This is a genomic window from Acinetobacter entericus, from assembly GCF_026168575.1.
Lineage (GTDB): Bacteria > Pseudomonadota > Gammaproteobacteria > Pseudomonadales > Moraxellaceae > Acinetobacter > Acinetobacter bouvetii.
In genome coordinates this window covers 68,497-92,794 of the sequence record NZ_JAPEQW010000010.1, presented here as the reverse complement: position 1 = coordinate 92,794, position 24,298 = coordinate 68,497, and the positions used below count along the sequence as shown (strand labels likewise).

At 45.8% G+C, this 24,298-nt stretch carries 20 protein-coding genes, 1 tRNA gene and 1 pseudogene; 12 read left to right on the top strand and 10 right to left on the bottom strand.

Features of this window, described 5'->3' with window-relative positions:
* Window positions 1-14 precede the first annotated feature (14 nt).
* Together OKC24_RS09750 and OKC24_RS09745 are read left to right on the top strand one after the other, a co-directional pair.
* The gene (locus OKC24_RS09750) at window positions 15-449 is read left to right on the top strand and encodes an excinuclease (RefSeq protein ID WP_265465012.1); all 435 of its coding nucleotides are present in this window, start codon (window positions 15-17) and stop codon (window positions 447-449) included.
* 29 nt (window positions 450-478) lie between these two features.
* Window positions 479-1,138, top strand: a complete 660-nt coding sequence (locus OKC24_RS09745) for a 4'-phosphopantetheinyl transferase family protein (protein ID WP_265465011.1) — start codon at window positions 479-481, stop codon at window positions 1,136-1,138.
* 50 nt (window positions 1,139-1,188) lie between these two features.
* On the opposite strand, the gene secF is transcribed toward OKC24_RS09745, so the two are convergent.
* The 8 genes from secF to queA all read right to left on the bottom strand — a co-directional run bounded on the left by secF (window position 1,189) and on the right by queA (window position 9,438).
* The gene (gene secF / locus OKC24_RS09740) at window positions 1,189-2,166 is read right to left on the bottom strand and encodes a protein translocase subunit SecF (protein WP_265465010.1); all 978 of its coding nucleotides are present in this window, start codon (window positions 2,164-2,166) and stop codon (window positions 1,189-1,191) included.
* An 8-nt stretch (window positions 2,167-2,174) separates the two neighbouring features.
* Window positions 2,175-4,073, bottom strand: coding sequence for a protein translocase subunit SecD (gene secD, locus OKC24_RS09735; RefSeq protein ID WP_130146229.1), 1,899 nt, complete (start codon window positions 4,071-4,073; stop codon window positions 2,175-2,177).
* A gap of 53 nt (window positions 4,074-4,126) precedes the next feature.
* Entirely contained in the window at window positions 4,127-4,456 is a 330-nt protein-coding gene (gene yajC, locus OKC24_RS09730; protein ID WP_005012622.1) for a preprotein translocase subunit YajC, read from the bottom strand.
* Window positions 4,457-4,559: 103 nt separating this feature from the next.
* Window positions 4,560-5,690: a tRNA guanosine(34) transglycosylase Tgt gene (gene tgt / locus OKC24_RS09725; RefSeq protein WP_131276801.1), complete on the bottom strand. Its 1,131-nt coding sequence runs from the start codon at window positions 5,688-5,690 to the stop codon at window positions 4,560-4,562.
* Between the two features lie 162 nt (window positions 5,691-5,852).
* Window positions 5,853-6,689, bottom strand: a complete 837-nt coding sequence (locus tag OKC24_RS09720; RefSeq protein ID WP_130146233.1) for a DUF4303 domain-containing protein — start codon at window positions 6,687-6,689, stop codon at window positions 5,853-5,855.
* 45 nt (window positions 6,690-6,734) lie between these two features.
* Entirely contained in the window at window positions 6,735-7,301 is a 567-nt protein-coding gene (locus OKC24_RS09715) for a LemA family protein (protein WP_130146235.1), read from the bottom strand.
* A gap of 51 nt (window positions 7,302-7,352) precedes the next feature.
* Window positions 7,353-8,381, bottom strand: coding sequence for a hypothetical protein (locus tag OKC24_RS09710; RefSeq protein ID WP_130146237.1), 1,029 nt, complete (start codon window positions 8,379-8,381; stop codon window positions 7,353-7,355).
* A 16-nt stretch (window positions 8,382-8,397) separates the two neighbouring features.
* A complete protein-coding gene (gene queA, locus OKC24_RS09705) occupies window positions 8,398-9,438 on the bottom strand; it encodes a tRNA preQ1(34) S-adenosylmethionine ribosyltransferase-isomerase QueA (RefSeq protein WP_130146239.1) in 1,041 nt (346 codons plus the stop codon).
* 177 nt (window positions 9,439-9,615) lie between these two features.
* Here queA and OKC24_RS09700 point away from each other — a divergent pair.
* Both OKC24_RS09700 and OKC24_RS09695 read left to right on the top strand, forming a co-directional pair.
* Window positions 9,616-9,702, top strand: a tRNA-Leu gene (locus tag OKC24_RS09700).
* Between the two features lie 172 nt (window positions 9,703-9,874).
* Complete coding sequence (locus tag OKC24_RS09695) at window positions 9,875-10,225, top strand: DUF3147 family protein (protein ID WP_130146241.1); 351 nt, start codon at window positions 9,875-9,877, stop codon at window positions 10,223-10,225.
* A gap of 112 nt (window positions 10,226-10,337) precedes the next feature.
* On the opposite strand, the gene OKC24_RS09690 is transcribed toward OKC24_RS09695, so the two are convergent.
* Window positions 10,338-12,572, bottom strand: a complete 2,235-nt coding sequence (locus OKC24_RS09690) for an NADP-dependent isocitrate dehydrogenase (protein WP_130146243.1) — start codon at window positions 12,570-12,572, stop codon at window positions 10,338-10,340.
* 1,015 nt (window positions 12,573-13,587) lie between these two features.
* Between OKC24_RS09690 and OKC24_RS09685 the strand changes: the two genes are divergently transcribed.
* The 8 genes from OKC24_RS09685 (at window position 13,588) to OKC24_RS09650 (ending at window position 23,398) form a co-directional block, all read left to right on the top strand.
* Window positions 13,588-14,865, top strand: a complete 1,278-nt coding sequence (locus tag OKC24_RS09685; RefSeq protein ID WP_265465009.1) for a sensor histidine kinase — start codon at window positions 13,588-13,590, stop codon at window positions 14,863-14,865.
* 85 nt (window positions 14,866-14,950) lie between these two features.
* Complete coding sequence (gene glnE / locus OKC24_RS09680) at window positions 14,951-17,710, top strand: bifunctional [glutamate--ammonia ligase]-adenylyl-L-tyrosine phosphorylase/[glutamate--ammonia-ligase] adenylyltransferase (RefSeq protein WP_265465008.1); 2,760 nt, start codon at window positions 14,951-14,953, stop codon at window positions 17,708-17,710.
* Window positions 17,711-17,728: 18 nt separating this feature from the next.
* A complete protein-coding gene (locus OKC24_RS09675; protein ID WP_130146248.1) occupies window positions 17,729-18,655 on the top strand; it encodes a branched-chain amino acid transaminase in 927 nt (308 codons plus the stop codon).
* A 90-nt stretch (window positions 18,656-18,745) separates the two neighbouring features.
* A complete protein-coding gene (locus tag OKC24_RS09670) occupies window positions 18,746-19,639 on the top strand; it encodes a mitochondrial fission ELM1 family protein (RefSeq protein ID WP_265465007.1) in 894 nt (297 codons plus the stop codon).
* A gap of 177 nt (window positions 19,640-19,816) precedes the next feature.
* Window positions 19,817-20,845 carry a glycosyltransferase family protein gene (locus tag OKC24_RS09665; protein ID WP_131276798.1) on the top strand — a complete coding sequence of 343 codons (1,029 nt, stop codon included), beginning with the start codon at window positions 19,817-19,819 and terminating at the stop codon, window positions 20,843-20,845.
* Entirely contained in the window at window positions 20,842-21,597 is a 756-nt protein-coding gene (locus OKC24_RS09660; protein ID WP_213073147.1) for a polysaccharide deacetylase family protein, read from the top strand. Before OKC24_RS09665 ends, OKC24_RS09660 begins: the two co-directional genes overlap by 4 nt.
* Complete coding sequence (locus tag OKC24_RS09655) at window positions 21,594-22,367, top strand: glycosyltransferase family 2 protein (protein ID WP_130146256.1); 774 nt, start codon at window positions 21,594-21,596, stop codon at window positions 22,365-22,367. Before OKC24_RS09660 ends, OKC24_RS09655 begins: the two co-directional genes overlap by 4 nt.
* A complete protein-coding gene (locus OKC24_RS09650; RefSeq protein ID WP_131276795.1) occupies window positions 22,364-23,398 on the top strand; it encodes a glycosyltransferase in 1,035 nt (344 codons plus the stop codon). The genes OKC24_RS09655 and OKC24_RS09650 overlap by 4 nt, the downstream gene beginning before the upstream one ends.
* Here OKC24_RS09650 and OKC24_RS09645 read toward each other — a convergent pair.
* Window positions 23,395-24,292, bottom strand: a pseudogene (locus OKC24_RS09645) (glucosamine inositolphosphorylceramide transferase family protein). The gene OKC24_RS09650 and the pseudogene OKC24_RS09645 overlap by 4 nt on opposite strands.
* Between the last annotated feature and the right edge of the window lie 6 nt (window positions 24,293-24,298).

Sequence of the window (24,298 nt, the reverse complement as noted above, 5' to 3'; positions counted from 1 at the left end):
ACGAGGGTATAATAATGTTATTGAAAAATATTTGCGCAGCCGCTGTGCTGACTTTGAGCGGAATGGCTGCAGTACATGCGGCAGATACCATGCACGACTTTAATTTCAAAGAAGCTGTGGACCGCGCTGTAGCGGATGGAACACTGGATGGGTCTGTTAAGTTTTATTTGGCGGGCACCAAGTCAGGCGGCAAGGTGATTGAAAAGGGCTTAGTGACCAATAAAAAAACCAATGGTTTTGCCAAATCTGCTGAAAGCGCATGTGATCATGTGCTGCGTTCAGCGCTGATTCAATTCCAAAATACCGCAAAAGCCAGGGGCGCAAATGCTGTGACCAATCTGGTAAGTTTCTATAAGTCAAATGAAACCCGCAGCACCACGACTTACCGATGCGCCAAAGGTACAGCTATTGCTGGCGTTGCGCTGAAAGGTGATATTGTTAAGTTCTAAAAAATCATGAAAGTCGAGCTGGGTACACAATGAGCAAGCCTAAAAATATTCAAGTGCATGTGCATGCTCTGGCTCAGCTCGCGCCTTTACCGCGAGATGATTTTCCGGATATGCGCGCCTACCAAAGGTATAAAAAGCAGCAGATTTACCGTCAGCGCAATCAGCATTTAAGTGAATATAGTCAGCAGCAGATACAGGATGCTGATTTGGGTAGCACTGAATTTGGCAAGCCTTATCTTAAAAAATTGCCTGAAATTGCATTTAATCATTCGCACAGCCAGCAGAATTATGCTTTAGCGCTCAGCGCCAGCATGCCGGATATTGGTATTGATGTGGAGGATTTGGCGCGGAAAGTGCGTTTTGATGCTTTAGCGCGCCATGCGTTTCATCCGCGTGAATTAGCGCTCTGGGAAAGTTTAGAAGATCCATCGGACTATTGGTTTAAAGTGTGGACGGCGAAAGAAGCGGTGCTCAAAGCGTCAGGTTTGGGCATCCGCATGAATTTGAATGAATTGGATACACAAGTTCATCCCGATCAGAATGGTGGCGTGTGCAGCCATTGCAGCCTTGGCACATTCGCCTATCAAAATTTTCAGCTGCCTCACCTTATGCTGACGGTTGCATGGCGTTCAGAATTATCCTGCAGAGGTTTTACTTTTCCTGAAATCCAGCTGATACAGCACCCATAAAGCCATAAAAAAAACCCATCTGAAGATGGGTTTTTTTTATGATTTAGCAATCAGCGTGGAATTTCATTTTCTTCTTCAAACTCAGGCTTCACTTGTACAATGAAGTCCTGACGGTTCAAGCCGCGCCATAAGGCAAAGGCAGTCCCGATATAAATCGAAGAATAGGTGCCGACAAAGACACCGATAAACATTGCCACTGAGAACCAGTGCAGGCCTTCGCCGCCCAGGAACATCATGGCTAACACCACAAGCAGCAGGGTCGCCGACGTATGAATAGTACGGCGTAACGTCTCGGTTAAGGCAATGTTGACGATTTCCAAAGGCTCTGCACCGCGGATTTTCCGGAAATTTTCGCGGATACGGTCAGAAACAACAATGTTGTCGTTCAATGAGAAGCCGAGCAGCGCCAAAATCGCCGCCAGTACGGTTAAGTCAAACGGCCACTGCATCATCGCAAACACACCGACAGTGACAATCACGTCATGCAGCAGGGAAAGCACTGCGCCCAGCGCCAGCTTGAATTCAAAGCGGATTGTGACATAAACCAGCATCAGCAGCATGGCTAATGCCACAGCGCCGCCTGAGCGGATGTACAGTTCGTTGCCGACTTGGCCGCCGACAACATCAACTTTATGCACTTCAGCTTTGTTGCCCGGCAATTGCGCTGCCGTAGTGATTTCTTTGGTTAAGTCCGCAGCTTCAGCCGTTTCCTGGATGGGCATACGCACCATCAAGTCGCGGTTAGAGCCTAAAGTCTGCACCACAGAATCTTTAAAGCCTGCTTTTGCTAAAGCTTCGGAGACATCCGCGGCTTTTACTGGCTGGCTGTAGTTCAATTCTGCAGAAACACCGCCGGTAAAGTCTAAACCTAAGTTCAGTCCTTTCGTCGCAATAAAGTAGATGCTGGCCACCGTCAAGAAGATGGAAATCAATGCCGCAGGCAAAGAAATCTTCATAAACGGAATCACGTGTTCATCGTCTGGACGGCCGTATTTTTTGGGTTTCAGTTGAGTATTTTCAGTCATCATCGATCTCCTTAAATGCTCAACTTATGCAGGTTGCGTTTTTTGCCGTAAATGAGCTGGACAATCGCACGGGTTACTGTAATGGCAGTAAACATTGAGCAGACGATACCAATCATCAGGGTCACGGCAAAGCCTTTAATCGGGCCTGTGCCAATGGCAAACAGAATAAACGCCACCAAGAATGTGGTTAAGTTGGAGTCCAGAATGGTGTTGTAGGCCCGATCATAGCCGGCCACAATGGCCTGCTTGGGCGAGGCGCCCCATTTCATTTCTTCCCGTATCCGCTCACAGATCAGCACGTTGGCATCGACCGCCATGCCAATGGTGATGACGATACCCGCAATACCCGGCAGGGTGAGGGAGGCGCCAATCCAAGACATGATGGTTAAAATCATTGCCAAGTTGAACACGAGGGCAAAGTTGGCGATTAAGCCAAATAGGCGGAAGAACACCACCATCCAGATTGCAACCAGCAAGAAGCCGATTTGCGTAGACAAGACGCCTTTATCAATGTTTTCTTGACCCAAGCTCGGGCCAATCACCCGTTCTTCAACAAAGTACATTGGCGCCGCCAGTGCACCTGCACGCAGCATCAAAGCAAGCTCTGACGCTTCCTGCGGAGAAGACAGGCCGGTAATGCGGAATTGTGAACCTAATACGGCTTGAATGGTTGCTGCATTAATGACGACAGACTCAGTATAAGGGGTGCGGACTTCAGTCTGCGCGCCAGTCTTAGGGTCTTGAACATAGCTGATCTTTTGCTTGTTTTCAATAAACAGCACAGCCATGCGTTTGCCGACAGAATTGCGGGTTGCTTCTGACATTAGCTTGCCGCCAGCAGTATCCAGCGTAATGTTTACTTCAGCGCCGCCTGAATCCTGGCTAAAGCCTGAAGATGCATTTTGAACACGCTCACCCGTTAAAATACGGTTGCGCTCCAGCAGCAGCTGACGGCCGCTGTCTAAAGATTCATAGGCGAAAGCTTCTGTGCCTGGCGGCAATGAACCTTTGATCTGACCGGTGTATGGATCAATATATTGATCATTCAAGTCGGATACTAAGCGGAATTCAAGGTTTGCAGTACGGCCAAGGACACGTTTTGCTTCAGCCGTATCCTGAACACCTGGAAGCTCCACCACAATGCGGTTGCTGCCCTGCGTTTGAACCACAGCTTCCGCTACGCCCAACTCGTTAATCCGGTTGCGCAGTGTGGTTAAGTTCTGGTTGACTGCATAGGACTGAATTTCCTGCTTGCGGGCATCAGTATAGGTCAAGCGCAGTGTTGAACCGCTGTCGGTTGCAATCGCCTGCTGCGTATACTCATTGCCGCTTCGGCGCAGGAAATCCATCACTGCTGACCGGTCATCATTGTTGGCGAACTGAAGGGTAATCGCGTTATTGCTGAGCGATAGGCTGTTGAATTTCAGGTTGCTGTCACGCAGCTGGCGGCGCAAGTCTGCAGCAGATGTTTCCATACGCTGTGAAATGGCTTTATCCATATCCACTTCAAGCAAGAAGTGAACACCGCCGCGCAAGTCCAAGCCGAGCTTCATCGGCTTAGCGCCAATTTTCTGCAGCCATTCAGGCGTGGTTGGCGCAAGGTTTAATGCGACAACGTATTGGTCGCCCAAGTCGCGCCGCAAAGCGTCTTTTGCTTTTAATTGTGCTTCGCTTGAATCTACGCGCAATAAGGCTGCATTATTGGTGAAGCTGTTGTCGTGTGTGGCAATGTTTTCACTTTTTAAAATTTGCTCTGCTTTTTGCACGATGCTCTGATCGATTTGAGTACCGGCTTTGGCACCCGAAATTTGAACAGCTGGTTCATCTGGATACAAACTTGGCAGGGCATATAATGTGCTGACCACTAAAACGACTAGGATCAGCAGATATTTCCATGCTGGGTAACGCATTTGTTTTCTTCTTAAAATGAAAAAAGCCGTGCGGATGCACGACTGTTTTTTGATTAAAGGTTGTTTAACGTGCCTTCAGGAAGAACTGAAATCACACTTGCGCGCTGAATTTTTACTTCTACGCCGCGGCTCAGTTCAACGACAGCAAAATCGCCTTCAAGTTTAATGATTTTGCCCATTAAACCGCCGGCAAACACAACTTCACTGCCGACGCCCAGGCTTTCAACCAGCGCGCGGTGTTCTTTTGCGCGCTTAGATTGCGGACGCCAGATCAAGAAGTAGAAGATCGCAACAAAAACAGCAATCATTAAGATGTTGGCCATCATACTCGGCTGTTGTGCTGCTTCACCTGCTGCATGTGCAGTAGAAATAAAAAGGCTCATTTCAATTTCCTAAACTAATAAAACGGTATATCAATAACATGATAATAAATTGGCTTGTTCTGCAATTTACCTTGTCTTTTTCCTCAGCGCAAATGCTGAAAGATTAATCTTGCGGACAAGGCGGCACTTCTAAGCCTCGGCGGGCATAAAAGTCCTGAACAAATTCATCAAATGTGCCATTGTCCAGAGCGTCACGAATATCTTGGGTAAAACGCTGGTAATAGCGCAGGTTATGGATGGTGCCCAGCATTGAGCCCAGCATTTCGCCGCATTTCTCTAAATGGAACAGATAAGCGCGGGTGAAATTTGTGCAGGTGTAGCAGTCGCAATCAGCATCCAGCGGACTTTGGTCATGGCGGTATTTGGCATTGCGGATGCGCACTAAACCATCTGTCACAAAATAGTGGCCGTTGCGTGCGTTGCGGGACGGCATCACGCAGTCAAACATATCTACACCGCGGCGGATGCCTTCCACAATATCTTCAGGCTTACCGACGCCCATCAGGTAACGCGGCTTATCTTCAGGCATTTTCGCAGGAAGATAGTCCAGCACTTTAATCATTTCTTCTTTCGGTTCGCCCACAGACAGGCCGCCAATGGCATATCCGTCAAAGCCAATGTCCAGCAGGCCATTCAGAGACTCATCACGCAGGTCTTCGTACATGCCGCCTTGAATGATGCCGAATAAAGCATTGGTATTGTTGATTTCATCATGGTGATGAGTTTTGCAGCGTTTTGCCCAGCGCAATGACAGCTGAAGCGATTTTTGCGCTTCTTCATGCGTTGCAGGGTAAGGCGTGCATTCATCAAAAATCATCACGATATCTGAATTCAATGTTTTTTGAATATCCATTGAAATTTCAGGAGATAAAAATACTTTAGAGCCGTCAATCGGTGAGCGGAAGGTCACGCCTTCTTCTTTGATTTTACGCATTGCGCCAAGGCTGAAGACCTGGAAGCCGCCTGAATCGGTCAAAATCGGCTTGTCCCATTTCATGAATTCATGCAGGCCGCCGTGTTCCTGAATGACTTCTAGGCCAGGGCGCAAGTAAAGATGGAAAGTGTTGCCTAAAATAATTTGCGCTTTAATTTCTTCAATATCGCGCGGGAGCATGCCTTTTACCGTGCCGTAAGTCCCGACGGGCATAAACACAGGCGTTTCCACCACACCATGTGCAAGGGTAAGACGGCCGCGGCGCGCGCGTCCAGACTGGCCTAATTTTTCAAACTTCATACAGGTTCCAAATCAAGGCGAAAAAACAGTTCGCTGATCATTAGTGCTAAAAGTACGCTATTTTCCTTGATTCCGCTGCTAAACGCCAGCGCCAGAGCGTACTGAGGCTGTAAATTTCTCATGGATTTGCATTCACATTTGCGCAAGGCCGCAGAAGCGCTTTCAGCTGGCGGGCTGCGCGGTGAAATGGGAAGAATGATAAAACTGATTGATGCGCGCTAATATTTCATCTTTTTGCATGGCGCAGCTGTCTTTGCTGCCGGTTGCCATTGCTGCAATGGTCTGCACCAGTTTTTGAATATAGGCATTGGTATCCATAAAATTGGACTCAAGCGTCAGCAGATACGCTGCGTGGGCGACCTGAAGCTCGTTATACGGTTCCACTTCCGCCAACTGCGCTAAATCAATCAGCAGGTCTTTATCGGCCTGCGACAGCTTAAAGCGGTTTAAATGCTGGATGGCCTGCTGCTTTGGCGTGCGGTCATGCAAAAAGGACTGCAGCCCGCTGCTGGTCGGATTGAGATACAGCACGGACCGAATTTCTATCTCTGGCTGAGAAGGCAGGCCGATAAAAAATAAAATCTGATGCAGATCTTGGCCATTTAAAGTGACCAGCGCTTCTTTGGCCTGCTTAAAGGCATCCAGCAGCGTTTGCAGATTGCTGCTGGACTGATCGGGTATGGGGGTACTGAAACTGTGCGCAGATGCCGCGCTTCCAGCCAGAATATCCCGAAAGCTGTGCAAGGCGGAACTTTGCGCAGGGCGTAATCTGCTGCGCCACTTTTGGATATTCCAGCGCTCCAGTTCAGATAAATACTGGGCGCGGTCTTCATGCTCTGCATAAATGCTGCGCTGAGTGGAAATGGCTAAATAATCAATCTGCAAATATTCATTAAAAACCAAGGCGCATGCGTAAATATCATCGTTTTTATAGTGCTGATAAAGCTGCTGAAATTCTTCTATTAATACTTGTTTTAATAATGTTGTATGTTCTGGCATGGCTTGAAATCCATAGCGCGGCGCAGGAAAGCCCTGCGCCTGAAATTAAAAGTTTGGCCTATAATCAAAGCTCTGCGTTACGGCATTGTCTTTAAAAGGACGAATTGTTTTTTTGCCTAAAGTCATGGTGTTGACGATATTGTTTGGAAACACTTGAATATGATTGTTGAACAGTTCGACATTGCGGTTAAAAATCGTAATTGCCGCGCCGACATTTTCATTTTGCTCTTCAATTTCATTCATCATTTTTAGATAAATTTCATTGGCCTTTAATTCTGGATAGTTTTCTACCACGACATTCAGGCTGCGCATCAATTCTTTATTTAACGATTCAATGTGCTGCAGCTGCGAAACATCAGCATTTTGCAGGTTCAGATTCATAATGTTTTGACGCAGTTCAGTCACTTTTTCCAAAGTGCCTTGTTCAAAACCAGAGTACTGCTCGACCAGCGGCTGCAAGCCGTCTAGAATTTTGACTTTTTGACGTTCGTAGCTGGCAACATCGGACCATGCGCGGATGGTTGCATTGTGGTGGCGCACAATATTGTTGCGGATGACGATACAGCCAAAAACAGCCGCAATAATCAGTATAAAAAAGATCATCAGCCCCATATTTTATTTTCCCCAAAGATCTTGTTTTTTTGAAAAGCTGAATTTATAAGCTTATTTTAAAAAAATAGTCAGATCTTTTTGCAAGTTCTCTAAAGCAATTAATTTAAACGTTCTTAAATGTCCGCGCAATGCTGAAATATCTTCAATCTTCGATGATTTGCTGGACACTTGGAATAAATCCTGCGGGCCTAAAAAACACAGAATTTTGCTGACTGGATGAAACATCAAGTCGCCTTGGCGGGACTGGAAAAAATCGGCCGCGCGCAGCACAAAACCGGGGCTCATCAGTTTGGCTGTGTTCATTTCATCACTGCCATAGAATTTCAGCTTTTGGTTGATTTGAATGTCGCTGCTGTGCCATGGAAAACTGTAAGGATAATAAAAAGGCGTATTTATGCTGGTAATGGCAATGCCTTGATGTTCAACATCAAAAACAAAGACTCCCCATAAGTCTTTATGCACTTCTTTTAAGCGGACTTCGTTGGCATCTTTGTCACGGACTTTAATTTCATTAATGTAGTGGTATTGAAATACCAGCACCTGATGCTGCAAGCCATCCTCATCGTCCCACACTGCACTGGCGTAATTGCTGATGTCATTGGAGATTGAGCCCTGATTAAAGACTGGAAACAGGTTCTTTAAATGCGCCATGAAGTGGGCTTGATTCATTGGAATGGAAATATGCTGCGGCTGGCGGCCGAATTGCAGCTGATATTTTTTGGCAATGCTTTCACGTTCTAAGAACTCAATGACTTCTTCAATCGGGTCATCCTGCTCGTAGCTGATATAGGCCCAAAAAATCATCATCAGCCCGGCAAGAAAACACAGCTGTGCCCAAAAGTGTGAGGCTTGAAAGAATACCGGCACAATGCAGATCATGCCGCAGAGCGCTAAAAGCCGCGGAAGCAGATTTTCAAAGCGCAAGGTAATCGGCGCATTCCACGGATGCAGGCCATCTAAAATATCCTGATGTGAATGGGCTTTGCGTCCAAGATCCCACAGCCGGGCGATATTCTGAAAAACCACAGCATTTTTTTTGCGCCGTATATGGATGGAGCGTTGAACAGAATCGATCGGCATGGGGTAGACTCTGAGTTTATTTCACGTTGAGATTGTCAATCAGCATGGCATCGCCATAGCTGAAGAAGCGGTATTGGCTGTCCACAGCATGATGATAGGCATTCAAAATATTGTCGCGGTTTGACAATGCAGACACCAGCATCAGCAGGGTTGATTCAGGCAAATGGAAGTTGGTGATCAAGCGGTCAACCACTTTAAACTCATAACCCGGATAGATGAAAATTTGCGTATCGCCGGTCCAGCCTTTGAGCTCGCCGCCATTGGCTTGGGCAGCGCTTTCAGTGGCGCGGGTCGCAGTGGTGCCGACTGCAATGACTTTGTTGCCGCGCGCTTTGGTTTCGCGGATCAGCGCCATCGAATCATCAGATACATCGCACCATTCGCTGTGCATGATATGGTTTTCAATATCGGTGGTGCGCACAGGCAGGAAAGTGCCTGCGCCGACATGCAGGGTCACAAAGGTTTTATTGATGCCTTTGGCTTCTAATTTTTGCAGCAGCGCTTCATCAAAATGCAGGCTGGCGGTTGGCGCAGCGACTGAGGCTAATTTGGCGGGGTCATTGAACACTGTTTGATAGCGTTCGGTGTCAATAGATTCGGCTTCACGGTTGAAGTAAGGCGGAATCGGCAGCGCGCCGTATTTGTCTAAGACATCTAAAATAGATTGTGAAAATTCAACAATAAATAAATTTTCATGACGGCCTTTTACCGTCACTTTCACTTCGTCTGGGCCAATAAACAGCTCAGCGCCTTCTTTCGGCGAGTTGCTGGCTTTGATGTGGCAGTGCGCCACGAATTTGTCCATCATGCGCTCAACCAGCACTTCGACAGCACCGCCTGTAGCGCGTTTGCCTTTTAAGCGCGCTTTCATCACTTTGGTGTCGTTCAGCACCAGCAGGTCACCCGGCTGCAGCAGGTCTAAAATATCGGTAAAGTGATAATCGTGATACTGGCCTTGAACATCGAGGTGTAGCAGGCGGGAAGCGCTGCGGGTTTCTAATGGATAGCGAGCAATCAGCTCATCTGGGAGATCAAAACTGAAATCAGAAAGTTGCATGAGAAATGTATAAAACAGTAGGGGAATAAATTGCGCCCATTATATGCTTTTTTCAATTTTTCGGCTGTTTTTGCTCACTTTTAAGACGAAAAAATATTGATTGAGTTAAAAGTAATCAAACACATATATCAATTGTTGACAGTGCTGTGAAATAGCGTATTATAGCCCTCATCCACTCCCGAGGTGGTGAAATTGGTAGACGCGGTGGACTCAAAATCCACTGTCAGCGATGACGTGTCGGTTCGAGTCCGACCCTCGGGACCAGATATCTGGAAAGCCCTCAAGCACTATAAGACTTGAGGGCTTTTTTATTGCCTGAAATTAAATTTATAAAATATGGTTCAGGTATTCAAATAAAAAAGAAATGTTTTTATCATGAAACTATATATTAAGAATTCCAAAATATGCTTTCTGCTGAATCTTGAAGGGTCTAAAAATGCTATGGCTTATTGCAAAATATGCGATGACGGCTGGAATGGTGGTGCTGATTTCAGAGCTGGCTAAACGCAGCGATCGTTTAGGCGGCTTGATTGCAGCATTACCCATTGTAACGGTGCTTGTATTAATTTGGATGAAACTTGAAAATCAAGATCCACAGAAAATTTCAAATCATGCATGGTATACGTTTTGGTATGTAGTTCCGACTTTGCCTATGTTTTTATTATTTCCAATACTTTATGCGCGTTGTAGTTTTTGGCTGACTTTAATGATTTGCTGTATTGTGACAATCGTATTATTTTTCTTATGGTTAGTTGTGTTGCATCGCTTCGGAATTGATTTAATGTAGGATTATATTTCATCTTTATTTATGAATTGAATTTTATAACAAGAATAATTGGCAATAAAAAACCGGCACTAGGCCGGTTTTTTAATTCACTAAGATTCCTTAGTTTGACAACTTATTGAGCTGCTGCAAGCGCTGCATTTAACGTTGCGCTTGGACGCATCACTGCATTTACTTTGGCTGTATCAACTGCATAGTAACCGCCGATATCCGCTGGTTTGCCTTGAACGGCAGCAAGTTCAGCAACGATCTTGTCTTCGTTTTCGTCCAATGCTTTCGCAAGTGGCGCAAACTTCGCTTTAAGATCAGCATCTTCATCCTGAGCTGCCAAAGCATCCGCCCAGTATTTCGCTAGGTAGTAGTGGCTGCCGCGGTTGTCCAGCTCACCTGTACGGCGTGAAGGAGACTTGTCATTGTCTAAAAGCTTGCCGGTAGCTTGGTCAAGTGTCTTCGCAAGAAGTTTTGCACGAGCATTGTCTTCTTTAATGCCCATTTCTTCTAAAGATACAGCCAACGCCATGAACTCGCCTAAAGAATCCCAACGCAAGTGGTTTTCTTCAACAAGCTGCTGTACGTGTTTAGGCGCAGAACCGCCTGCGCCAGTTTCGTACATGCCGCCGCCAGCCATCAACGGAACGATAGACAGCATTTTGGCAGAAGTGCCCAATTCCATGATCGGGAACAAGTCGGTGAGGTAGTCACGCAAGATGTTGCCGGTTACTGAAATTGTATCTAGGCCGCGCGCAACACGTTCAAGTGTATAACGCATCGCACGGACTTGAGACATGATTTGAATGTCTAAGCCAGCAGTGTCATGATCTTTCAAGTATTTTTCAACTTTCTTGATCAATTCATTTTCGTGCGGGCGGTATGGGTCAAGCCAGAAAATTGCAGGCATGCCAGAGTTGCGCGCGCGCGTTACTGCCAGTTTCACCCAGTCACGGATTGGTGCATCTTTCACCTGACACATACGCCAGATGTCACCCTCTTCCACGTTCTGAGACATCAACACTTCGCCAGTTTCTAAGTCAGTGATGTTTGCAACACCCGCCTCAGAGATTTCAAACGTCTTGTCGTGTGAGCCGTATTCTTCCGCTTTTTGCGCCATCAAACCAACGTTCGGCACTGTACCCATCGTACGTGGGTCAAAGTTGCCGTTCCACTTACAGAAATTGATCATTTCTTGGTAGATACGCGCAAAAGTTGACTCAGGCATTACTGCTTTACAGTCATAAGGTTTGCCGTCAGCGCCCCACATTTTACCGCCACCACGAATCATTGCAGGCATTGAAGCATCTACAATTACGTCGTTTGGTGAATGGAAGTTTGTGATGCCTTTAGCAGAATCAACCATAGCAAGTGCTGGACGGTGTTCTTGGCAAGCATGTAAGTCTTCGATGATTTCTTCACGTAAAGATGTCGGTAAAGTTGCGATCTTTTCATAAAGACCTGCCATACCGTTGTTCACGTTAATACCGAGTTCGTCGAATAATTTACCGTGTTTTTCAAAAGCGTCTTTGTAGTAAATTTTCACACAGTGACCGAAAACAATCGGGTGTGAAACTTTCATCATGGTTGCTTTAACGTGTAAAGAGAACAAAATGCCCGCTTCTTTACAGTCATCAAGTTCTTTTTCATAGAAATCGCAAAGCGCTTTCTTGCTCATGAACATTGAGTCGATGATTTCGCCGTCTTGAAGCGCAACTTTTGGCTTCAGAACAATGGTTTCACCAGACTTGGTGATCAATTCCATCTTCACATTGCGGGCGCGGTCCAAAGTCATTGACTTTTCACCATGGTAGAAGTCGCCTTCATTCATATGTGAAACGTGAGTTTGTGACCATTGCTTCCATTCGCTCATTGAGTGAGGATGCTTTTTCACATAGTTTTTAACCGCAGCAGGCGCGCGGCGGTCTGAGTTGCCTTCACGCAATACTGGGTTTACAGCAGAGCCTAGGCATTTGCTGTAACGGGCCTTAATGGCTTTTTCTTCGTCAGTTGTCGGGTTTTCAGGATAGTCAGGAAGCGCATAGCCTTTAGACTGAAGTTCCTTAATGCACGCTGTCAATTGACCAACAGATGCGCTGATGTTCGGAAGCTTGATAATATTCGTGTCTGGATCTTGTGTGAGACGGCCAAGCTCTGCAAGCGTGTCGGGCACCTTTTGTTCATCACTTAGGCAGTCTGCAAATTCTGCAAGCACGCGTACAGCTACAGAGATGTCACTTTTAACGATCTCAACGCCAGCTGGCTTAGTAAAGGTCTCAATGATCGGCAGCAGAGAATAGGTCGCTAACAGTGGCGCCTCATCGGTCAAAGTGTAAATGATTGTTGACTTTCCACCAGCCATATATAGCCCCTTGCTTTGATTGATTTTGTCTGGACCGAGCTTTTGGCTCAGTCCTGAGAACCGGTTTGCTTAAATAAAACATTTAAAGGTATTGGTGCTTTTTGCACCTCAGCCAAACGGCAATATCGCATATTGGCCGCTGGCTGAAAATGTATAGATCGATGCTGTTCACCGATGGCAATATTCTACGTGAAATTTAGCTGCTTTTCGAATTTGGCGAGCAGCAACAGCTGGCTGGCGGAGGAAAACGGCATGAATGCGCTGAAATACAGGTCGATGCATTTTTTTTATTTTAATTATTGTTATTCAATGTTTTAAGTTCTATTTTTAATTTAAATTCCATAGTTTTCTGTTTGGCTTTGCTGGTGAAATGGCAAGCTAATTTCTGGCAACATGTTGGGTATCATGGAAATAAATTATTGTACAGAGAAAATCAGCGTTTTTTATGCCCCAGTCAGTCACCAAAGCTGTCATTAAAATGCAGGCTGCACACTTGAACTTTTATTCAGATAAGCTGAAGGAATTTTAGATTTATACAGCAGTTTTTTGATGGTTCTTTAAGCTGAATCGCCTATTTTAGTTCGGGCGCATCTGCAGGCTGCGGTGATCCAATGGCATTTGGTGTTGGCAAAAGGCATCAAAAAAAAGTTCAAACAGTTGGATGTGAAGTGCCGCTAAATGCATTGAGTCCAGCAATGGACAATATTCTGTCATTTCAGTCCTGATGCTTGAAAGCATATTATGGAAACTGTGAACTGAATCATTTTTCTTACAATCTTTTTGTCGGAAGGCTGGGCTCTTTTTATGAAATCCTGAATTAATTATATTATTGATATTTAATGTTTTGTTTTAAATTTACGCCATTTTATTTGCTTTTTTATAAATAATAGAATGATTTTGTCAGTTATTGTTGTTGAGATGTTTGTTGAATTTTGTTAATTAAAATAAAATATAAGAATTAAAATTGGGTGCAAAAGGCGGTTTTGCTTTTTGCGCAAAAAGCAGGTGACGCGCTATGGCGATACAATTGCTGGAAATAGGCACACAGACGGAACAGTTGGCCGCGTGCAGATTGGCTTTACTGATGGGTGTATTCACCAAAGATAACCGTGTGGCGGAATTCCTGAAATTTTCGAGAAGCATGCTGCAGGCGGATCATGCCGTTTTGGTTTTTCAGAATGAGCCGTATATCTGGTTTTCCTCAGCCGACGGGTGCAAGCCTTTTCTTGCCAGCGGTCAAGCGCAATTAGAGCCTTATTTTGAAGGTGCGGATTGCATTGATGATTCACACCCCAATTATTCAAACTTTTCTCAGCATATTCAAAGATTGGGCGCAGGCCATACCCGTTTGCTGGCATTTAACTTGACAGATGACGAACTGCCGATAGGGCAGGTTTTATTATTTGATGAGCAGAGCAGCGCTTTTGATGAAAAGCAAAAAAACGTGGTGCAGGAGTTTGTCTTTAGCCTGATTGGCAGCATTAAATTGCGGGTAGAAAATACTGAACTGAAAGAGCTTTATGAGCAGCAGTCGGCGCTGAATTTCAGTAACACCAAATTTTTTCAAATTATTGCGCATGATCTGCGTGCGCCGTTTCATGGCTTGCTGGGGTTTTCTGAAGTATTGGCGCAAGAGCGTGAAACTTTGGATGAATCCAGCATTCAAAATATCGCTGACTATTTATTCGACACAGCGCAATCAACCTATAATTTGCTGGAAAGTCTGCTGAACTGGGCCATGGCTGAGGGCGGGCGCTTGGTCTATCACCCGATCAATTTTGAATTGAGCCATGCGGTGAAAATTGTCTGCGATGTTTTGAATAGTCTGGCGGTCAAGAAAAATATTCAGCTGCTGAATGACGTGCCCGAAGGCTTGAAGATCTACGCAGATATCAATATGGTCACGTCTGTTATTCAGAACTTGGTGTCCAATGCGCTGAAATTTACCAATACAGATGGAACGGGAAAAGTAACGCTGCGGGCCTGCATGGCTTCAAAAGGGGTCTGCCTGTCTATTCAGGACACCGGTTTAGGCATGACGCAGCCTCAGATTGAACAGCTGTTTGATCCTAAAATCACCGTCAGTGTGAAAGGCACCGCAGGAGAAAAAGGCACTGGATTGGGCTTGATTCTTTGCAAGCGCTTTGTCGAAATGAATCATGGCGAAATTGCTGTCGAATCCAAGGAGGGGGCGGGAACTCTTTTTAAAGTCACTTTCCCTTTGGCGCTGAGCCATCATCATGCTTTGGAAATAAGCAGCCAGCACGGCGATAAGCCGGAAGAAACAGCTTAATCTCATGATTAAAATATCAAATTCTTTTCCACTATGGGTTTGCAGCTGATATAACTAGAAAAAAAACTGGATTATGGGTTTGAAAATGAATGTGGAACAATTGCAGAAGACCTTGCGTGCCAGCCAATATGCAGAGCAAGTGTTGGGGATACACCGCAACTTAATTGAACAGGATTATGCCGTTGACCAATTTTTAATTCCTTTGAGCACTGAGCAAATTCAGGCTTTTGTCCAAGCAGCTTTAAATAATATTACGAATGAAAATGCCTGGATGCGTGAAATGCGCATTCTGCGGGCGCGCCTGATGTTCCGCTGGATTTGGCAGGATGCCAATGCGCTGACCGATGTGGTGACACTGACACGTGAACTTTCCGATTTTGCTGATGCTTCAATTTGTGAAGCGAAAGCTTTCGCTTACCAGCCTTTAGCGGCTAAACATGGCGAGCCGATGGGCTATAACGGCAAAGTGCAAGACTTGATTGTCATTGCCATGGGCAAGCTGGGCGCGCAGGAATTGAACCTGTCCAGCGATATTGATTTGATTTTTGCGTTTGATGAGCAGGGTGAAACCAACGGCAGAAAATGCATTGATGTGCAGCAGTTCTGCATTTTGTGGGGGCAAAAGCTCATCTATTTATTGGACCACATGACTGCAGATGGCTTTGTGTTCCGTGTGGATATGCGCCTGCGCCCTTGGGGGGACGGTTCTGCCTTGGCGATCAGCCATGCAGCTTTAGAAAAATATTTGAGCCAGCATGGGCGCGAATGGGAGCGCTACGCATGGATTAAAGCGCGTATTGTCACAGGGGGCAAAGAAGGTGCTGAACTGCTGGGCATGACTCGGCCATTTGTATTCCGTAAATATGTTGATTACACCGCTTTTGAAGCCATGCGCGAAATGAAGGCGATGATTGAGCGTGAAGTGCAGCGCCGCAATATTGGAGATGATATTAAGCTGGGGGCTGGCGGCATCCGTGAAGTGGAGTTTATTGTTCAGGTATTCCAGCTGATTTACGGCGGATCAAAACTGGAATTGCAAGACCGCCAATGCTTGGTGAATTTGCATCATTTGGGTGAGGTCGGCCTGCTGGATCCAAACGTGATCTTGGAACTGGAAGACGCCTATTTATTCCTGCGCCGTGTCGAACATGCGATTCAAGCGCTGAATGATCAACAGACGCAGTCTTTACCGCATGAGACGGAACCGCGCCAGCGCATGCTGGATACCTTGGGCTATGCCTCATGGGATGATTTCCTGCAGGTGTTAAATGAAAAGCGCGCCAAAGTCATTTATCAATTTGAACATTTAATTAAAGAAAAAGAACCCGATCCATTAGTTGAAAGTTTTACGCAACTCGAAAAACAGCTGAACGATGTTTTGGATGAAAACGCAAAAAATCTGGTCCATGAATTTTGGTATGGACATGCCCTGAAAAAATTGCCGGCTAAGGCAGTTCAGCGCTTAAAAACCTTTTGGCCGCATTTGATTGAAGCGGTGATTCAGTCGGACAATCCGCAAGTGGCTTTGCTGCGTTTGATGCCATTGGTGGAATCGGTCATGCGCCGCACCGTGTATTTAGTGATGCTGATTGAAAGCAAAGGCGCGCTGCAGCGTTTAGTCAAAATGGCCACCGTCAGCCCGTGGATTTGTGAAGAGTTGACGCACTATCCGGTCTTGCTGGATGAATTCCTGTCCATGGATTTTGAGCTGCCGAAGCGTAAGGATTTGGAAGATTCACTGCGCCAGCAATTGCTGCGGATTGAATTGGATGATGTGGAAGACTTGATGCGGGTGCTGCGCTTATTCAAAAAATCCAATGTACTAACTGTGGCGGCCAGCGATGTGCTGGCAGAAAGCCCGTTGATGAAAGTCTCCGATGCGCTGACGGATATTGCAGAAGTTTCTGTGGCCTCCACGCTGAATCTGGCTTATCAAATTACCGCTAAAAAACATGGCTATCCTCTGGATGCTGATGGGCAGCGCTGCTCACTGGATCATATCGCTTTTGCAGTGGCGGGCTATGGGAAATTAGGCGGCATTGAGCTGGGCTATGGCTCAGACTTGGATTTAGTCTTTATTCACTTTATGGATGAACAGGCGGATACCGATGGCTTAAAACCCATCAGCGGATTTGAATTTGCCATGCGTGTGGCGCAGAAATTTATGTCATTAATGACCACGCAAACGCTGGATGGCCGGGTCTATGAAATTGATACCCGACTGCGTCCATCCGGTGAGGCTGGCGTGCTGGTGACCAGCCTGAAAGCGTTTGAGCAGTATCAGTTTAAGAGCGCTTGGGTCTGGGAGCATCAGGCTTTGGTGCGAGCGCGTTCGATTGCCGGTGAAGAATCGCTGCGGGCGAAGTTTGAGCAATTGCGCTGCCGGATATTAACCCAGCCGAGAAATGAAGAAAGCGTGCGCGAAGAAGTGCTGAAAATGCGTCAAAAAATGAAAGATCATTTGGGCTCTTCTAAAGAACAGCAAAAAGACGGGATTTTTCATTTAAAACAGGATGCAGGTGGTATCGTTGATATTGAATTTATGGCACAGTATGCGGTATTAGCATGGAGTGGGGCGAATCCAGATCTCGCTCACTACTCCGACAACGTACGAATCCTTGAAGACGCCGCAAAAGCAAGTTGCTTATCCAGTGACGATGCGACAGCATTGATTCAAGCTTACCTTCGTGAACGAGCCGAGAGCCACCGCTTAGCCCTTGCAAATCAATCAATGCAAGTGAATGCTGCGGATTGGCGCGATACCCGAGAGGTCGTTTGCAAGCTATGGCAAAGATTAATTGATCCAAGCGCAGCTGTTGCCTTGGATAAAAATGACTGTGTATAAAAATTTGGAGTGTGTGCCATGAATTTGGCTGATCGTGATGGTTTTATTTGGCAAGATGGACAATTGGTTGACTGGCGTGAAGCAAAAACTCACGTCTTAACACATACTTTACACTACAGTATGGGTGTGTTTGAGGGTGTCCGTGCCTATGAAACTCCGAATGGAACGGCTATTTTCCGTCTAAAAGAACACACCAAGCGTTTGCTCAATTCTGCAAAAATTTATCAAATGAAAGTTCCATTTGATCAAGCAGCTTTGGAACAGGCTCAAATTGATGTGGTTCGTGAAAACAAATTAGCGTCTTGCTACCTGCGCCCGATTATCTTTATCGGTTCAGAAAAGCTGGGCATTGCGGCAACAGATAATACTATTCATGCAGTGGTTGCAGCATGGAGCTGGGGCGCTTACCTTGGCGAAGAGGCGATGGCGAAAGGCATCCGCGTGAAAACTTCTTCATTTACACACCATCACCCGAACGTGACGATGTGTAAAGCAAAAGCATCTGGCAACTACACGCTGTCGATTCTTGCGCATCAGGAAGTGGCGCATTCAGGCTATGATGAAGCAATGTTGCTTGATCCTCAAGGCTATGTATGTCAAGGTTCTGGCGAAAACGTATTTTTGGTGCGTGACGGCGTGATTCATACCCCTGACATCGCAGGCGGCGCGTTGGACGGCATTACCCGTCAAACCATTATCACCATTGCTAAAGACCTTGGCTTTGAAGTGGTTGAGCGCCGTATCACCCGTGATGAATTCTACATTGCGGATGAAGCGTTCTTTACGGGTACAGCGGCTGAAGTAACGCCAATCCGTGAATATGATGACCGTCAAATCGGTGAAGGCGTTCGCGGCCCGATCACAACGCAAATTCAAAAAGCATATTTCGATGCTGTACAGGGCAAAGACCCTAAATATGCGCACTGGTTAACTTACGTAAAATAAGCTGATCGGTTAAGATAAAAAGGCGGAACGGAAGTTCCGCCTTTTTTATTGAGATCAGTTTTTATCTTGGCTGAATGGAGCGGAGGCTTTATGCATATTGTCTATGTGAGTGATGGAAAAGCTGGACACCGCTCTCAGGCTGTGGGCTTGTATAAAGCCATTCAGCGCAACAGTACGCAGTCAGTCAGTTTTCAGGAAATTTCCATTGCGCAATTGCCAATAGTTAGCCTGTGCGCGGGCATGCTCGCCCATCGCATAGATGCGGTGAGCCAGACGCCAGATTATATTATTGGGGTCGGCAGTCATACCCAGCTGAGGGTGCTATTGCTGGGTAAAGTTTTTCCGCAAGCCAAAACGGTTATTTTGATGAAGCCGAATTTTCCTTTCAGCTGGTTTGACCATGTGATTATTCCAGAACATGATGGCGTGGCTGAGCTTGGCAATGTGATTTTAAGCAAAGGGGCGCTGAACCCAATTATCAACGAACAGCGCCATCACCCGAATCGGATTTTAATTGCTTTAGGCGGATCGTCTAAACGGCATCAATGGGATAATGAAAAAGTACTGCACGCTGTTCAGCAAATTGCAGAACAAAACCCGCAGGCAGAAATCATTTTAACAACCTCGCGCCGTACCCCGGCAGATTTTCTGGATCTTTTAAATGAGCAGCCTTTTGCCGAACAGCTGCAGATTTTTACAGTTGAGCAAACGCCGCAAGGCTGGATTTTTGAAGAAATGCAGCAAGCGGAAGCAGTTTGGGTGACTGAAGACAGTGTTTCGATGATTTACGAAGCTTTGACCGCGGGGTGCCGGGTCGGAGTGATTCAGATTGACCGCCTAAAACAAGACCGGATTGTTAAATCCGTGGATGCGCTTCTGGAAAAAAACATCGTTTCAACGCAATTTGAAATTGCGCAGCTTGCAGAAAATACACCGTTTGAAGAGGCGCAGCGGATAACGCTTAAGCTTTTGCAGCTCAGCTAAAATTTTGTAAAGTCTCAGCATGTTATTCAGTGCGGTGTCTTCCCGCTGCATGGTTTGGCAGACTTGGAGATGGAAGTTTACTGCTGTCTGTACGGGGGGCTTTATGCTATCCTTTTCCCCTGAATATTAGAATATGCCGGCTTGGCAATACTACAATTGATTGTATTTGAGTGATTTATGAAAATCTTACACATTGCGAATTTTGGTTTTAATAAACAGGGCGCCCATTTTTATTGCACAGACCGTAAAATTTCTGCTGGCTTAACTGAAAATGGACATTTTGTTTATGATTTCAGCTTTCGTGATATGGCCCGCATGGGCACAATTTTCAAAACGAAAAAATTAGGCGCCAATTGGGCCAATAAAGAAATTCTAAAAATTGTGAATAATCTAGAGCCTGATTTGGTGCTGATTGGCCACAGTGATTTAATGAGCCCCACAGTGCTGAAAGAAATTAAACATCAATTCCCTCAGACAAAAATTGCTTTTTGGTATGTCGATCCGCTGTATTTGGAACATAAGCTGGATTTTGTTCGCGAGTTTTCACCGTATTTGGATGCAGTTTTTTGTACAACGGGCGGGGAATATCTGCAGAAATTAAAGCAGCCGCATCTAAAAGTGGCCTATATGCCGAATGTGGGGCACCGCAATGTGGAAGTGCTGAAACAGTTTGAATCAGAGCACATTAATAAAGAGTTTATTTTCTGCGGTGTGGTGTACAAAGAGCCTGAACGTGAAAAATTCCTGAAAGATCTGGCGGCGACCTTGTCAGAAAATAAAGTCCAATATCAATACTATGGCTGTTTTGAACAGCCCGGCGTCTACGGCAAGGGCTATTACAAAGTATTGTCGGAAACCCGCATGGGGCTGAATTATTCACGGAAGAATGATGTGACGCTGTACAGTTCAGACCGTATTGTGCAGCTGACAGGCAATGGCTTGCTGACTTTCAGCCCGCGCATCCCTGGCTTTGACAAACTCTATACTGAGCAGGAAGTGGTGTATTTTGATGACCAGAATGATTTGGCTGCGAAAATTAAGCATTATGCGGATCATCCGGTCGAAGCAAAAAAAATTGCAGTAGCAGGCTGGAATAAAACCCGCAGCAGCTTTAATGGCCAGCGGATTACTCAGTTTATGATTGAAGTGGCTTTTGATCAGCCTTTGTCAGAAGCGTATGAATGGGCACACGAGGTATACGCATAATGTGGTTTCTGTATGCGGTTGCCGGCTTAGCTCTTTTTGCGGCAGTACTTTATCTACTGGGCAATTATACCTTTTGGCTGCCGCTGCGCAGCGCAAAATTGCCAAGGGTGGTGATGCTGCATCAGGTGACGCCGCATGCAGAGGCGTCAGGCATGAATATGCCGCCGGCTAAATTTGAACAGCTGCTGCAATATTTAGTCAAAAAGAAAGCCACGTTTTGCTTTGTTTCTGAATTGGACCAGTATCAAGGGCAGCGCAATGTTTTTGCCTTATCTTTTGATGACGGCTTTTTGGATAATTACCAATATGCCTATCCATTGCTGAAAAAATATAAGGCCAAAGCGACAATTTATTTAGCAACGCAAATAGAAGGCATTGAAAAATTAAATGCTGAACAGATTCGCGAGATGTCTGAATCTGGGGTGATTGAATTTGGCGCGCATACACAGCATCATGTGAATTTGCTGAAACTGTCTGATGAAGACGCTTTTGCAGAAATGCAGGCATCTAAGCAGGATATAGAAGCGCTGGTGGGCCGCTGCCCAAGTTTTGCATATCCATTTGGCCGCTTTAACGCAAGGCATCAGCAGATGGCGCAAGAAATCGGCTTTAAAAATGCGGTATCTACGCGTAAAAAAGTAGAAGCCTATACGGCAGAGAATCAATTCAATATTCCGCGCGTCAGCACACATGGCGCCATGAATGCCCTGCAAATGCGCATTGCTATGGCTAAAGGACGCTATAAATTATGATCCCTTGCAGTGTTTATATTGTGACCTTGAATTGCGGCGCGTGGCTGCAGGATACTTTAGAAAGTGTCCGCGATTTTTCAGAAGTGATTATTCTGGACTCCGGCAGTACCGATGATACTTATGCGATTGCGCAGTCTTTTCCAAATACTCGGATTTCACATCAAGACTGGCAAGGCTATGCCGGTCAAAAAAGCCTGGCTTTGGCGCAATGCAAGAATGATTGGGTGCTGAATTTAGACGGTGATGAAGTGCTGTCTCCTGAGTTAAAAGTAGAGATTGAGCGCACCATTCAAGCCAATCAAATTGATGCGTTAATCACGCCGATTAACGATGTGTTTTTAGGGGTGCCCAACAGCAAACACACGAAAAAGCATGCCAAAGTACGCTTTTTCCGCAAAAGCAAAGGGCAGTATGATCTTGAAAATAAAGTCCATGAAAATGTCATTGTCGATGGGCAAAGCGTCAAAGCGGAAGGCGATATTTATCATTACGGTGAGTCGAGTATTTTTGTCAAAGTTGAAAAAAATAATCAGTATTCAGATTTAAAGGCCGCTGAAAAATTTCAAAAAGGCAAAAAGCCCAGCCTGCTGAAATTGAGCTTGGTGATGCCCGTGACCTTCTTAAAATCCTACTTTATCCGCCGCAGCTGCTTCAATGGCTGGCGCGGTTTTGTAAACAGCATGATTAACGCCTTCTATGCCTTTTTAAAAGAAGCCAAGCTGTTTGAACAGCATCAGAATGCAGCCAAGAAAAAGCAGGGCAAGTCATGAAGATTGTGCAGGTTCTGGCAACCAGCGGCGGCATAGGCGGTTTAGAGCAGCATACCTTCAATTTAGCCAATGAAATGTCTTTGCAGCATGAAGTGCATATACTTGCGCATCCATGCTATGCAGAAAAATTCAATCAGCGGGTGCATTTCCATGCGGTTGATTTTGCCCGCAGCCGCTGGAATCTTGTTCTGCTTTGGCAATTAAAAACACTGATTAATCAAATTCAGCCGGATATTGTGCATGCGCAGGCAGGCAAAGCGGCAGAACTCCTGTCTAAAATCCGCGGCTGGCTGAAACCGGTAAAATTTGTCACCACCGTGCATGGCACAAAAAAGAATAAAGCGATTTATGCAGCAGGGGATGCGGTGATTGCAGTGAGTCAAGCACTGACACAAGGCATTCCTGCCGAAAAAGCGCATGTGGTGTATAACGGTGTCTATGCGCAGCCGGCGCTTTCGGATCAGCAAAAACAGTCGCTGAAAGCAGAAATTTATGCACAGCATGCTGAAATGGACAGCACTCAAAAAATCGTCATGTGCATTGGCCGCTTAGAGCCGGTTAAAAATATCAGCCTGCTGTTAAAGGCCATGCAGGGGATAGATGCCACTCTTTTGATTGTGGGGGATGGCTCATTGCGGGCTTCCCTGCAAGCTCAAGCGGTACAGCAGCAGATGCAGCATCAGGTCGCTTTTTTGGGATTCCGTACCGATGCGCGTGATTTGATTCAACTTGCAGATGTAGTGGTACTTTCATCAGATCGCGAAGGGTTTCCTCTGGTGATGGTCGAGGCGCTGCAGGCGGATAAGGCCATGGCGTCTACCAAAGTGAATGGGGTGGTTGAGTGGCTGCCTGAAGCGTATTTGGCTGAAATTGGACAGGCGGATGAATTGCATCAGGCGATAGAAAATGCACTGTCTGAACAGGCTGAAAGAGATTATGCCCCTTTATTTTTCCGCGCTAAGGATGAACTGACCGTGGCGGCGATGACGCAGCAAACGCTCAGGATTTATGAGCTGCTGCAGCACGCTTAACCATTCGGATTATTTTTTGGCTGAAAGCCGGATGGCGTCCAGCACCACAAAATTTTCTTCGGCATTGATGGTGTGGCAGCCATCATCTTCAGCTTTCCAGTCTGGTAAAACCACTTCTAAAAGCTGTTCTTTATAGGCTGTTGGACTGAGTTCTAAAATTTCTTTCAGTTCAATATTGCCGCCATAGCGCTTTAATGAATCTTGGCTTGGACGGACCAGTTTGCCATTATAGATAAAGGGCTTGCCTGCCATGCGGAACTGCTGATGGCCCTGACACACCGGGTTTTGCGGATGCTCTTGCCAGTTGGGGGTGAGAATGTCTTCGGTAAAGAACAAATCTAAACGGTCGCCAAACTTTTTACAATTGCGCCGTGTCGATGTAAATAAGTACCACAGGCCTTCATGAAAAAATGGCGTGGTATCGACGGTATCTATGTTTTCCAAAATATTGGCGTGTTTTTCCCATTTCAGTGGAAACTCAACACATTTCCACAGTTCAACCGTTCTATTGGCACTGGTTTCTGGAATCATGTACCAGTCATTTTCGACCTTGAAAACGCAGGGATAGGAAAGATGGTAATCCAGTTTGAGAATGGTTTTAGGTTCTGTAAATGTGCCATCTTTAAAAATTTCCAAGACAGATAGAAAGCCAACAGGATGAACATCATCGACTTCTTCAAAAAAAATGAAATGGCGGCTGTCTTCCTGTGCATAGAAACAGTCGGCAAATGTAAATTTGCGCGGTGAGTGAATTTCAAAGAGTTCTTTGAGCTGTTCTTGATTGTTTAAGGGTTGATCGAGCCAGCCAAAGCGCATATACCAGTGAGAGTTATATTGTTTAGCTTGCTTATTTTGTTTAAATTTATACCATTTCTTTAAAATTGTACGCATCATGAAGGC

What these genes read in the sequence shown, in the direction of transcription:
- OKC24_RS09665 (WP_131276798.1), top strand. Translation starts at nt 19,817, where the DNA reads ATGAAAATCTTACACATTGCGAATTTTGGTTTTAATAAACAGGGCGCC.
- OKC24_RS09745 (WP_265465011.1), top strand. Translation starts at nt 479, where the DNA reads ATGAGCAAGCCTAAAAATATTCAAGTGCATGTGCATGCTCTGGCTCAG.
- queA (WP_130146239.1), bottom strand. Translation starts at nt 9,438, where the DNA reads ATGCAACTTTCTGATTTCAGTTTTGATCTCCCAGATGAGCTGATTGCT.
- yajC (WP_005012622.1), bottom strand. Translation starts at nt 4,456, where the DNA reads ATGAGCCTTTTTATTTCTACTGCACATGCAGCAGGTGAAGCAGCACAA.
- OKC24_RS09675 (WP_130146248.1), top strand. Translation starts at nt 17,729, where the DNA reads ATGAATTTGGCTGATCGTGATGGTTTTATTTGGCAAGATGGACAATTG.
- OKC24_RS09690 (WP_130146243.1), bottom strand. Translation starts at nt 12,572, where the DNA reads ATGGCTGGTGGAAAGTCAACAATCATTTACACTTTGACCGATGAGGCG.
- OKC24_RS09750 (WP_265465012.1), top strand. Translation starts at nt 15, where the DNA reads ATGTTATTGAAAAATATTTGCGCAGCCGCTGTGCTGACTTTGAGCGGA.
- OKC24_RS09695 (WP_130146241.1), top strand. Translation starts at nt 9,875, where the DNA reads ATGCTATGGCTTATTGCAAAATATGCGATGACGGCTGGAATGGTGGTG.
- OKC24_RS09650 (WP_131276795.1), top strand. Translation starts at nt 22,364, where the DNA reads ATGAAGATTGTGCAGGTTCTGGCAACCAGCGGCGGCATAGGCGGTTTA.
- tgt (WP_131276801.1), bottom strand. Translation starts at nt 5,690, where the DNA reads ATGAAGTTTGAAAAATTAGGCCAGTCTGGACGCGCGCGCCGCGGCCGT.
- glnE (WP_265465008.1), top strand. Translation starts at nt 14,951, where the DNA reads ATGAATGTGGAACAATTGCAGAAGACCTTGCGTGCCAGCCAATATGCA.
- secD (WP_130146229.1), bottom strand. Translation starts at nt 4,073, where the DNA reads ATGCGTTACCCAGCATGGAAATATCTGCTGATCCTAGTCGTTTTAGTG.
- OKC24_RS09720 (WP_130146233.1), bottom strand. Translation starts at nt 6,689, where the DNA reads ATGCCAGAACATACAACATTATTAAAACAAGTATTAATAGAAGAATTT.
- OKC24_RS09715 (WP_130146235.1), bottom strand. Translation starts at nt 7,301, where the DNA reads ATGGGGCTGATGATCTTTTTTATACTGATTATTGCGGCTGTTTTTGGC.
- secF (WP_265465010.1), bottom strand. Translation starts at nt 2,166, where the DNA reads ATGATGACTGAAAATACTCAACTGAAACCCAAAAAATACGGCCGTCCA.
- OKC24_RS09710 (WP_130146237.1), bottom strand. Translation starts at nt 8,381, where the DNA reads ATGCCGATCGATTCTGTTCAACGCTCCATCCATATACGGCGCAAAAAA.
- OKC24_RS09655 (WP_130146256.1), top strand. Translation starts at nt 21,594, where the DNA reads ATGATCCCTTGCAGTGTTTATATTGTGACCTTGAATTGCGGCGCGTGG.
- OKC24_RS09670 (WP_265465007.1), top strand. Translation starts at nt 18,746, where the DNA reads ATGCATATTGTCTATGTGAGTGATGGAAAAGCTGGACACCGCTCTCAG.
- OKC24_RS09685 (WP_265465009.1), top strand. Translation starts at nt 13,588, where the DNA reads ATGGCGATACAATTGCTGGAAATAGGCACACAGACGGAACAGTTGGCC.